This window comes from Staphylococcus pseudoxylosus (assembly GCF_044794325.1).
Classification (GTDB): Bacteria; Bacillota; Bacilli; order Staphylococcales; family Staphylococcaceae; genus Staphylococcus; species Staphylococcus pseudoxylosus.
The window spans coordinates 2,482,120-2,494,391 of the sequence record NZ_CP085024.1 but is presented as its reverse complement, the minus strand read 5'-3'; the positions used below and the strand labels follow the sequence as shown (position 1 = coordinate 2,494,391).

At 33.7% G+C, this 12,272-nt stretch carries 10 protein-coding genes and 1 pseudogene; 7 read left to right on the top strand and 4 right to left on the bottom strand.

The window, feature by feature from the left end:
• Positions 1-8: 8 nt before the first annotated feature.
• A pseudogene (locus LG295_RS12005) lies at positions 9-857 on the bottom strand (NAD-dependent epimerase/dehydratase family protein).
• Positions 858-1,049: 192 nt separating this feature from the next.
• On the opposite strand from LG295_RS12005, the gene LG295_RS12000 reads away from it, so the two are divergent.
• Entirely contained in the window at positions 1,050-1,889 is an 840-nt protein-coding gene (locus tag LG295_RS12000; protein ID WP_107558090.1) for a sialate O-acetylesterase, read from the top strand.
• Between the two features lie 187 nt (positions 1,890-2,076).
• On the opposite strand, the gene LG295_RS11995 is transcribed toward LG295_RS12000, so the two are convergent.
• Positions 2,077-2,382, bottom strand: coding sequence for a monooxygenase (locus LG295_RS11995; RefSeq protein WP_107530541.1), 306 nt, complete (start codon positions 2,380-2,382; stop codon positions 2,077-2,079).
• Positions 2,383-2,606: 224 nt separating this feature from the next.
• Between LG295_RS11995 and LG295_RS11990 the strand changes: the two genes are divergently transcribed.
• Positions 2,607-3,686, top strand: a complete 1,080-nt coding sequence (locus LG295_RS11990) for an aldo/keto reductase (protein ID WP_107530542.1) — start codon at positions 2,607-2,609, stop codon at positions 3,684-3,686.
• Between the two features lie 74 nt (positions 3,687-3,760).
• On the opposite strand, the gene LG295_RS11985 is transcribed toward LG295_RS11990, so the two are convergent.
• Entirely contained in the window at positions 3,761-5,152 is a 1,392-nt protein-coding gene (locus tag LG295_RS11985) for a gluconate:H+ symporter (RefSeq protein ID WP_107530543.1), read from the bottom strand.
• Between the two features lie 846 nt (positions 5,153-5,998).
• Here LG295_RS11985 and isaB point away from each other — a divergent pair.
• From isaB to cidR, 3 genes are all read left to right on the top strand, one after another.
• On the top strand, positions 5,999-6,583 hold the full coding sequence (isaB, locus tag LG295_RS11980) for an immunodominant staphylococcal antigen IsaB family protein (RefSeq protein ID WP_107530544.1): 585 nt from the start codon (positions 5,999-6,001) through the stop codon (positions 6,581-6,583).
• A gap of 376 nt (positions 6,584-6,959) precedes the next feature.
• Entirely contained in the window at positions 6,960-7,820 is an 861-nt protein-coding gene (gene bla / locus LG295_RS11975; RefSeq protein WP_318832361.1) for a class A beta-lactamase, read from the top strand.
• 72 nt (positions 7,821-7,892) lie between these two features.
• Positions 7,893-8,768, top strand: a complete 876-nt coding sequence (gene cidR / locus LG295_RS11970; RefSeq protein WP_107530545.1) for a cidABC operon transcriptional activator CidR — start codon at positions 7,893-7,895, stop codon at positions 8,766-8,768.
• 819 nt (positions 8,769-9,587) lie between these two features.
• Here the strand turns inward: cidR and LG295_RS11965 are convergent.
• A complete protein-coding gene (locus tag LG295_RS11965; protein WP_107530546.1) occupies positions 9,588-10,532 on the bottom strand; it encodes a LacI family DNA-binding transcriptional regulator in 945 nt (314 codons plus the stop codon).
• A 137-nt stretch (positions 10,533-10,669) separates the two neighbouring features.
• Here LG295_RS11965 and eda point away from each other — a divergent pair, with 137 nt between their 5' ends.
• Both eda and LG295_RS11955 read left to right on the top strand, forming a co-directional pair.
• Positions 10,670-11,287: a bifunctional 4-hydroxy-2-oxoglutarate aldolase/2-dehydro-3-deoxy-phosphogluconate aldolase gene (eda, locus tag LG295_RS11960; RefSeq protein ID WP_107530547.1), complete on the top strand. Its 618-nt coding sequence runs from the start codon at positions 10,670-10,672 to the stop codon at positions 11,285-11,287.
• 3 nt (positions 11,288-11,290) lie between these two features.
• On the top strand, positions 11,291-12,262 hold the full coding sequence (locus LG295_RS11955; protein ID WP_107530548.1) for a sugar kinase: 972 nt from the start codon (positions 11,291-11,293) through the stop codon (positions 12,260-12,262).
• Positions 12,263-12,272 lie beyond the last annotated feature (10 nt).

Sequence of the window (12,272 nt, the reverse complement as noted above, 5' to 3'; positions counted from 1 at the left end):
ATGTTTAATTATTTAATTGGGTCCATGCCTTGCTTCCATGAAGGATAAATTAGTTTCCCACCTTGGTCGTGAATTTAGTGTTATTAGCACCACGTTCATGCGATTCTGCAGGTTGAATATTGATTTCAGGGGTCACATTTAATAAGTCTGCATACCCTTGTGCCCATACATCACCTTTAACTGGTTCATCATCCACGATATTAATAAATACCTGACTCAAAGTTTAATGTTTGAATTGCCACTTCTACTGCATCATCAATATGAATAAATGAATGTATACCATCAGTCATTGTGACAGTTCCTTCATTAAATAAGTGATAAATCATACCGACCTTACCATACCGTGTACCTGGACCGTATAGTAATCCGTAGCGAAGTACAACATCATTTTCAAAACGTGAAGTTTCGCGTTCTAAACCTTCAACACCGTCAACTGTGATTTTACGATTGCCTGTGGCATTGTAATCAAGAGGCGTATTCTCTGTAGCTAACGTATTACCACCTTCATAAGTAAAAGTAATACTTTGAGATTGCATGTGTTTTACACCATTTTTCAAAGCGGCCTCGACAAGATTTTGAGTTCCTTCAATTCTAATCCTTGTATTGGCTGCCATATCTACATTTTTAAATCTGTAATCTCATTTAATAATATCTGGTTGATAATCGGCTATTGCAGATTCTACTGTATCATATTTTAAAATATCTCTAATATATGCTTCAATACCATTATCAACGAGTTTTGCCTTTTCTTGTTGTGATGTCGTAAATCTAGCAACTTGATATCCTTCTTCTAATAGTCTCTGTGTTAATTTAGTACCTATTAATCCTGTCGCTCTAGTAACAAATATGCTTGTCATAGTTATGTGAATATTAATAATTAAATTCACTTTTCTACGATACGTAAACACTTTTAGCTGAAAATGTATTGTACTAAGAGAGAATTAACAGCTTTATAACAGTGCGGAATTTTAAAGCAATTCATTTTCTTAACTACATGAATATAGTATGATGCTTATAACAAATACGTAATCAAGTTAGGAAGTTTTAATATGAAATCAATATTGCTAATAGGACAGTCAAATATGGCAGGGCGAGGTTACTTGGAAGATGTTTCGCCTATTTTAGATGAGCGTATTATGGTTCTTAAAAATGGTAGGTGGCAAATGATGGATGAACCGATTCATAGTGATCGTTCTGTAGCTGGTGTTGGACCAGCTGCCTCATTTGCTAAGTTGTGGTTAGATGACCATCCTAATGAAACGATAGGCTTGATACCTTGTGCAGATGGTGGAACCTCTATAGATGATTGGAATCCAGAACATGTACTTGCTAGGCATGCTATTACTGAAGCACAATTTGCACAAGAAACCAGTGAAATAGTAGGCATATTATGGCATCAAGGTGAGAGTGATAGTTTAAATCAACATTACCAAACATATGCTTCAAAATTAAATGAACTTATTGATCATTTTAGAACAACGTTAAATGTGCCGGAAGTACCATTTGTGTTAGGTTTACTTCCAGATTTCTTAGGAAAGTCAGCATTTGGTCAAAGTGCTATAGAATATAAAGCAATTAATAAGGCGTTACAGCAAACGGCTGAAGAAAAAGACAATTGCTATTATGTTACAGCCGAAGGGTTAACTTCTAATTCAGACGCTATTCATATCAATGCAGTTTCTCAACGTCTCTTTGGTATGCGTTACTATCAAGCATTTTCAAAATATGAACACGTTATTCATCCATTACCAGCAGAAACACAAGCTGACACACTATTATATAAACAAGAACATACAAAAAATGAACAAATGTATATACTTGTTGCTCAGTTCTCCAAAAATGAAATTACTTATGAGAAGTTTATAGAAGGTATGGGAGAGTTACAGTAAAATCGAATTGCCCAGGAAATAACTTCTGTATTTCTATAATTTTATGAGACTGTAACAGCGTATAGGTAAAATTCTCTTATATTATGAGACGAGTTGTGAACTAATTTGAACTAAAATCACATAACAGAACCCCTTTAAGGCACACTTTTGCTAGTGTAGCATTGAAGGGGTTTTTATTTTTATAGCTTTAGTCTAAGCGACCTTTAGTTATTTTTGTAAGACGCTCATTAACATCGAATATTTTGGCATTTACATAAGGTATGCCCATAGATTTGATACGTTGGCTATGCATATCTAAATACTGCCTTGCATTAGTTTTATTATCGAATGCATAAATACCTCCTGCTTCTTGTTCGGACTCATTTTCAGTCCAAATCTTCCATAAAAATCCTGGTTCCTGGTTGATGGATTCTGCTAAATCTTTAAATTGTTCAGCCATTTCATTACCAAATGGTCCATCTAAAGGAAAATCTACTTGTAAAATTGTTACCATTAAAAACATCCTTTCGAAATTAAGTAATTATAAGTACATCATAACTATAATTAGTAATGAAATGTACCAACAAAGGCTTAAGTATGTCGTATATTTCTTTAAAAATAGAACGTTTATAGTTAAAACAGTATAATTTTCGTTATTTTTTTAAAATAAAATCATTTTGATTTAAATTTACTTTTAAAGGGAAAATGGTTAAAACTATGTTAATAAGGAGGATAAATATGGATTATACATTGTTAGGTAATTCAGGGTTATCGGTGTCGAAATATGCTCTTGGTAGTATTCCGTTCGCAGGCACAAATGGTTTTGAAAATGCAGGTGGTATGTCTCAAGAGTTGACTGACTATGTGATAGATTATGCATTAAATCAAGGTATCAATCAATTCGATACGGCTAATTTATACGCTAAAGGTGATGCGGAAATTGCATTGGGTAAAGCGATTAGAGATAAACGTGAACAGATGGTTATCAGCAGTAAGACAGGCTTTCAATTAACAGATAATCCCAATGATGGTGGAGCAGGGAGAGTGAACATAGAGCGATCAATTGATGCTTCTTTAAAACGTTTGAATACAGATTATATTGACTTATATTATACTCATTTATGGGATGGCCAGACGCCTGTAGAAGAGACGATACAAGTGATGAATGATTTGATTAAAAAAGGTAAGATTCGTTATTGGGGCGTGTCTAATTATAGTGGTTGGGCATTAGCCAAGACACATACTTTAGCAGTAGCAAATCATATGGCACCTCCAATCGCTCAACAGATTTATTATACGCCTGAATCAAGAGAAGCAGAATATGAGTTATTACCTGCTGCCAAAGAATTAGGTATAGGTAATAGCATTTGGTCACCTTTAGGAGAAGGATTATTAACAGGTAAGATTAATAGACAACAGTCTGGTGAATCCGGCACAAGACAAGGTGATGGTTGGGCAGAACCATATATCAAAGATAAAACGTTATTTTATAACCTCATAGATACCTTACAAGAAATTGCTGACCAACATCGTGTTTCAGTAGCTCAAGTCACACTTGCGTGGCTTAGAGAGCGCCCCAATGTCGATTCTCTAGTTTTAGCTGCTAGAACGAAAGAACAGCTACAAGATAATATTGCTTCATATAATTTAAAATTAACTAACCAAGAAACAGCTGCAATTACTGATTTAACTAACCCAGAGCCTATATATCCACTATGGCATCGTGCTATGAATTCTTATGATAAAGCATCAGAATCAGAAAAAGTTTATTTGGATGGTTATAATCAATTAATGTCTAATAAAGATACGCTATTGTAAGGATAGTGTTGTTAAAAATAATCAAAGTCAAAAAAGGAGTTATTCCAAGTTTGAGGAATAGCTCCTTTTTTGTCTTAAAAAATACCTATAATTGCATTTAATAGCAATACCATGATTAAACCACAAATACCGACAATCGACTGTACGATAGTAATAGTTTTAAATGTTTCACCCATGGACATACCAAAAGATTCTTTGACTAACCAGAACCCACCATGGTTCACATAATTGAAGAATAAGGAACCTGATCCAATTGAAATAGTTAATAATTCTTTATTTATACTAGCGTCTGCTTGAACAAGTGGTAAGATCAAGTTAGTTGCACCAACAATACCAACTGTTGCAGAACCTGTTGAAATGGATAATAGTGCAGCAACCACCCAACCCATGAGTAATGGAGATAATGAAAAGCTGTGTGCTAGGTGAACAATAGCAGTGCCTACCCCTGAATCTTCGAGGACTTGACCAAATGCGCCACCACCAGCAATGATGAGTATGATTCCTGCAATAGGTTTTAAGCTGCTACCTAAAGCATCTCGGATTTTTTGCGTATCTTGTTTGTTAAAATAACCAAGTACAATTATGGCATAGAGTACACCAATAAACATGGCTATGATCGGACTTCCTAAAAATTCAAAAATTTTATATTGTAATGTTTTTTCTCCAAAGAAGACCCCTGCAATTGCATGTAGTAACATCATGATGACAGGTACTAAAATAGTTGAAAAAGCTAAAATAGTTGGTACTGACTCCGCTTGTTCATCTTTATTATCATCTTCTGAAGTATATTGGTTTAACAAATCTTGATTTGGCTTTACAGATAACCTAGGTGTAATAAATTTTCCGTATAAAGGGCCGGCGATGATAATAGTTGGAATGGCACAGATAATACCAAATATCATCGTTAAACCTATGTTAGCATTAAACTGATTTACAGAAATAAGAGGACCTGGATGCGGTGGTACCATACCATGCATGGTTGCTAATGCTGCAATAACAGGTACGCCAATTGCAACATACGCAGACCCTTTAATTTTATTTTCGTCTTCCAATTTTTTAGCAATTGTAAAAATCAGTGGCAAAAGCATTATTAATCCGACTTCGAAAAACATTGGAATACCAATGATAAACGCAGCCAATGCCATCATCCAAGGTAATTTTTTATAAGTTGCATTGTGGAGTATAGATGAAGCTATTTTGTCACTTGCACCAGAGTCGGATAGTATCTTGCCGAGCATTGCTCCTAGAGCAATAGTTACCCCAGTTTCTCCAAGTGTGGAACCCGCACCTGCTTCTATCGATTCGACAATTTTATCGATACCTAACCCCGAAGTGAATCCAACAAATATGGCTGTAAGCAGCAACGCTAGTAGTGGATGGAATTTTAATTTAGAAGTGATTAAAAAAATCAGTAACATAATACTGATTACAGTTATAATCAATAGCTGATAATCTTGAGTTGTCAATGGATGTTTCCCCCTTTGAATATGACAAAATTAATTAACACCTCTGTTATATACATCAGACATTAAATGTTTTGGAATAAAATTAATTTCGATCATGAGAAACATTTTAAAACAAATCAAAAATAATTACAATAAACCGTTTTCATTATACTGGTAGAAATAGAAAATTAATTTATTAAATGTTTAATATTATCTTGCAATTAAAAATATTAGGTGTATGATGAAAGTGAATAATTACACTTTTGCAGATAGGTGCTATAAAAATGGAGGAGTGATTACATTCGTTATTTAGTCAGGTGATGAACAATAGTAGGATTAACGTGAGTTCTTTTTCTAGGCAATCTCTTGTGTATATAACGAGTAGCGACCAAAAAGCAAAAGCAGAAGCAAAAGAACAAGCAAGTCAAACATGGGGAGTGATGAGGGTAGTGTTAATTTAAAATCTGAAATACCATGTTGATACAAAAATGATGGATACACAACACATGATGTATCATTCCAGTAGATGACGATTTTGTATAGTCACTAAAATACGATGATGTCACAATCGATAGTTATAACAATTATCTTTAATGAACAAGATGAAGTTGTGTCAGTAAAATTTAATACAAAGCCTGATACAATTTCTAAATCTAAATTTAAAATGCACATCATAGTAATAACCTTTAGCTGAGGGAGAATCACCAGGTAATGTAGATAGTTTTGCTAGATTTGAGATAAATGAAAGTTGTTATAATATGTAGTTTGATAAACAAGGTTATCTTATCTATATCAAATAGAAATTCATTAGTTATGAAAGGTTGTTGTTTGGCAAAAAAGGACATAAATTTAAAGGAGTGATTTATTATGCGTAAAATAGGGAAGATACTTTCAGCAACTGTCGTAGTTTCAACACTTGTCGTAGGTTCTTCAGCAGCATATATTACAACCAATAGTCCAAGTGCACAAGCAGCTGAGCAAGAGCAAAAATGGGGACATGGTGAAGGTGGTTCTAGCGGTGCAAATACTGAAAGTAAAGCAGAACTAAAAGCTGAAACGCCATGGTATAACTACGAAGGTTACACAACATACGACCCGTCATTCACTCAAGATTATAACTTTGTACGAGCTTTAAAATATGACAATGTTTCAATTAACGGTTATAAAGTAGATACAGATGCTAAGAAAGAGTTCGACCATGTTAAAAAAGTTTATGATACTTCTGTATCCTTTAATAGCGATAATGAAGTAGTTCAAATAACATTCTTCACAAAACCAGACTCAGTTTCTAAAGAAACTTTCAAAGATGCACACAACTCTAATGAAATTATTGAAGAAGGAAAATTAGGTAATAAAGATGGCACATTTGTAAAATATGAAACAAATGATGGTTTCTATACAGCTTTCTTTGACAAAAACGACAATTTAATGGAAATTACAATTGGTCAATAGAATAATTTAAAATCTTGAGTAGAGAGGCTGGGGCAAATTTAATTGTCTCAGCCTTAATCATTAACCCCGCTTCTCTACACAACTACTTTTAATTTATTAAGTTAGTAGTTCTTATGCAAAGGTGAAAGCATTTGTAATCAGTATGTTGAGTAAGTGTTATTTATGCATGAAATTTATTGCAGATAAAGTTTTTACACCGTCCAATTCTAATCATTTTGGTGTTGTGTGACGACGAAGATTTTTAAATGAAATTAGATTTCTTCATAGCGGATTTTGGTATGTTTGTAATATTGATTTTAATTAATTAACTTTACAGTTATAATTATAAAAAAGTTTAATAATAATATTTTAAACAATTAGGAGGATGATGTTTCTTATGAAAAAAATAATTCTAGTTACTTTGGTAAGTATGTTTACATTGATATTAGCATATTTAACGCATTATGATAGCGCATCTGCGAGTGAGCTTAAACATATCGAACAAGAGAATGATGTCACTATAGGTGTTTACGGTATGAATACGGATAATGGTAAAGTGTATAAACATAATGCAGATGAAAGATTTGCATTTGCTTCTACATATAAAGCGATTGCTAGTGGGATTTTACTTAACAATATGCCTAACGGTAAGCTTAATAAAAAGATAAAAATAAATGAACAAGATATTGTTGCGTATTCTCCAGTTACCGAAAAATACATAGGTAAAACAATGTCATTGAAAAGTTTAGTGCAGGCATCTATGCTCCAAAGTGATAACACTGCAAATAATAAGATTATAAATGAAATCGGTGGCATTGAAGGGTTTAATAATGAACTAAAAAGTCTAGGAGATTACATTTCAAAACCTCAAAGGTTAGAACCAGATTTAAATGATTACGATCCAACTAAAATTGCTGATACTACGACGCCAAGAGCAGCAGCAACAACCTTGCATAAATTGTTAGCTAGCAAACAAATGGATAAAGACAATCAAGCATTATTAAAACAAGTTATGATTGAAAATGAAACTGGTGATAGTCTGATCAAAGCTGGTGTGCCTAAAGAGTATACTGTTGGAGATAAGAGTGGCCAAGCTTTAACTTATGGAACACGTAATGATTTAGCATTCATATATACTGACAAACATAGAAAGCCAATTATTTTAGCAGTTTATACGAAACAAGACCAAAAAAACGCGAAACCTGATGACAAAATCATCGCAGCAGCAGCGAAAGAAGCAATTAAAAAATTGAAGTGATAAATTTGTCATATCGAGGAACCAAATCAGTTGTTGATAATAATTAAACAGAGGGCCATAGAGGAGTTTAAAATGGAAATAAAGCAAATGAAGTATTTTGTGGAAGTTGTAAAAAATGGTGGTATGACACAGGCATCGGAACATCTTTATATCGCGCAATCTACAATTAGTAAGAATATCAAAAGTATTGAAGATGAATTTAATATTACTTTGTTCGATAGACGAAAAAAGCATATTATACTGACAGATATTGGTCAAATATTTTATGATAAGTGCGTTGAAGCTTTGGCTGTACTGGATGATTTGTCGCTAGAAATGGGGGACGTGACAAACTTAGAACGAGGGCATATTCGTGTTGGTATTTCTGCTATAATGAATGTCCGTTTATTTACAGAAAGCTTAAATGAATTTCATAATAAATACCCAAATGTAACGTATGAAGTGATAGAAGGTGGAGGAAAAGCGGTTGAGTCTTATTTGAACAGCGATGAAATTGACGTTGGTATTACTACGTTGCCTGTTGACGATGACATTTACCATGCAGTACCTTTATATAATGAAAAGTTATTACTAGTGGTCGATAAACATGCTGAGTTAGCGAAACAATCATCTGTGTATCTAGGGGATTTGAAGAGTGAAAAATTTATCATGTTCCATGATGATTATTACTTAAAAGACCAAATTATCGAAAGTTGTAGGAAAGTTGGATTTCATCCGAAAACAGTAGCAAAAATGTCTCAAATTACTTTTATTGAAAATATGATTCGAGATGGCATTGGTGTGAGTATTTTGCCTGAGAGTATTGTACGCATTTTGAATGATGACGTTGTTGGTATTGAAATTACGGGAGCTGATGCTGCATGGAATTTAGGTTTAATTTGGAAAAAAGATAGTTATATGAACCATGTGACACATGAATGGATTCAATTTTTAACAGATTACAAATAATTACACAATTGTACCAGCTCATTTTTATATTTAGTTAGCACCAAGTATTCCGAAAGGGAATGTTAAATATTCCAACTATGTATTTTAATCATGTTAATTACCATACTATAATAGAGTTGTAGAGGGTTATGAGTACTCGCTAATAAATCATTTATAATGATTTGTAGATAAGTATTTCATAATGTATTTATTTTATCGTACACCTAAGATACAACAGCAGTTTAATAGAAAGCGCTTTATTAAATAGGATTCATTACTTATTATGTAAATAAAAAGCGCCTGAAATTATGTATAGCCTTGGTAATACGTTATTGCTACACAGAGTCGATGTAGCATAACCAAACTTGGTTGTTATTTGTAAGCCTTAAACAGATGAATGATGTATTACCTGTGAGAATATAAACATAATAATTCGAAATGATAAATAAAACCAATGATAAATTAACTTTCTCCCAGTCATGAAGTTAAAAACACCCCATCCAACGCTATTGGTAAAGCATCATTTCGACACAGGACGCCCCACCATAGACGAAATAATGAACCTATCTATACCTTTTATTAACTGTATTTAACAAAACATATTGTTATACTGGCTGTTGTAAATCGATAAGATGACATACGCATCTATGAAGTCACTTATTAGATTTTAAAAACAATCACCAGACGAACCTATAATACATTGAACGAAATGAATATTTCGTTTGAAGTCATAAAAATGCATTAACCCTCTAGATAAATATCTCTCAAACAATTTCGCCCAAGTCTACACTGTCCATGTAGTCTTGGGCGCTTTGTTTATAGTATATATCAAAATATTAATTAGTCTTCATCACTTGTCGTAGGATGTAAATGATACGCAGATTCTGTAGGTTCACCTTTGATGACTTGATCTAGAGTTGTGACAATTTGCTGTGCAATATCGGCAGTCGGTACACCTATAGCTTGCACTGGATAATCCAATTTTTTTATTTGTGGGATATTGTCATAAGAATAAATTATAGGTTGTTGATTTGAATCCATAGCATTAATCGTACCTACCGTAATATCATAGCTCCCGCAAATGACGCCCGGAGAGAGGGCTTCGTTATTTAAAAATTGTTTGACCGCAGCTTCAGCATCTATTGCGTTCAATCCGTTAGAATCGATAATTCGATAGTTAACATTGTTGTTTTCACAGTAATTTATGATGGCTTCTTTTTTAGCAATTTGTCGAGCATCTGTTGTATTGATGTCACCAATATAGTCTATTGTATCGACACCTTTAGCAATCAATCCTTTTATTGCTAGGACCATAGCTTCAGCGTGATTGACGTTAATGATAGGATAAGGAATTGTACGGTCAACACCATAAGCAACCACAGGTACGTTGTTATATATTTCTGGAGGTAGGTTAGAGTCGTCGCCTTCATCGAAGATTACAATACCATCACAGCCAAATTCAACAAATTTTTTTGAAGCAGCAGCGACATCATCGATTGACACAAACATGACATAACCTAATGATTTAATAGCCAAATTAATTTCTGTAATGAGATGTGTTACAGCAACACGATCTACAGATGGCCATATTAATCCTATTGTGCCACTTTTTTTAGAAACAAGTGCTCTTGCAGAATGATTTGGAATATAATTCATCTCAACAGCCTTTTGTTGAATCATTTGTTTTGTTTTTGGTTTAACCAATTGGGAATTTTTTAATGCTTTACTGACTGTGGAATAGCTGACACCACAGGCTTCGGCAACATCTTTTAAAGTCACAGCCATAAAACTTCTCCTTAAAATAGATTGATTTAAGATAGAATTAATTATACCATAGAGACAAGCGTTACAATATTTTTTTGGATATAAATAACAACGTTGTTATTTTGTAGCCAAATTATTTATAAAAAGGGGATGACAAGATGAATTCCATAGAAACAATGAAGGCAATTCAACAGGAACAACATATTGCGGTGATGCGTACTGATGATGCTGAATCATTTTTAGATATTGCTCATACAATCATAGATAAGGGGCTTAATGTTATTGAAGTAACATTAACAACACCGAATGGCATTGATATTATTGGTGAGTTATCAAAGAGAGAAGATGCGCTTATTGGTGCTGGTACAGTATTAGATAGCATTTCTGCACGTAATGCTATCTTAAATGGTGCTAAATTTATAGTAAGTCCATCTTTTGATAAAGAGACAGCGAAAATGGCTAATCTATATGATGTACCTTATATTCCTGGATGTATGACTGTTAAAGAAATGGTTGAATCTTTACGATACGGTTGTAAAGTATTGAAACTATTTCCTGCGACACAGTTTTCACCAAAATCTATAAAAGATTTTAAAGGACCGCTACCTCAAATTGAAATTGTTCCTACAGGAGGAGTTGGTAAAGATAATCATCAAGAATGGTTAAACGCAGGCAGCTTTGCAGTCGGTATCGGAAGTGAAATTACAAAAATTTATCAACAACAAGGTAAAGCAGGTTTAAAGGATTATGTAGCTGAATTAAAAAGCGAGGGATAATTTATGACGGTATTTGGATTTGGTGAAGTGTTACTACGCTATACTCCGCCTAATTATGAACAGCTTAAAGATACACACACATTTGACGTAAATGTCGGTGGCGCAGAATTGAATGCGCTCATCACATTAGCAGAATTTGGTCACAAAACAGAGATGTTAACGGTGTTACCACAACATGCACTGAGTCACATAGCATTACAAAAGATGTATCAAACTCGTGTAGGTACTGAATTCGTGAAACAACAACAAGGTAGAATAGGGACTTATTACATGGAAGAAAGTTTTGGTTATAGAAGCGGTAAAGTTATATATGATCGTGAGCATTCTACATTTGCACAACATGGAAACACAGTTGTCGACGGCTTAGTTACACAAAGTGGTGATTTCTTTATCTTCACGGGTATTACATTAGCGGTTAATAAGACTATTCGGGAGCAAATTGTATCAGTACTTACAGAATTAAAAGCACGAGGTACTAAAATTGTATTTGATATTAATTTCCGTAGCAATTTATGGACAAAAGCAGAAGCATTACCGGTAATTCAATCTGTATTACCACTTGTAGATGTATTGTTCTTTGGTAAGAAAGACGCTACTCATTTGTTAGAGACGAACGACGAATATGATGATATTGAAACTTGTGCCAAGACAATACAGAAGCGATTTGATATAGATTTAATGGCTTCCAGTAATCGAGATATTGAACAAAGTACATTACAAGGGATTGCATTAGCTGGTGAAAAATTCATAAGTGGTAAAGCATATGCATATACCGTACTTAACCGTATTGGAGCTGGTGATGCATTTATGGCTGGGTTTTTACATGGTCTAGCAAAGGAATGGCAATTAGATGCTGTAACTGATTTTGCTACAAAATGCTCAGTGATACAACATACGACAAATGAAGATGCATTAAATATAGAAGAAAGTGCAGTTCATAATCTGTCGTCGCACTTTGGTGAACTGAAACGTTAAGGTCTAAATT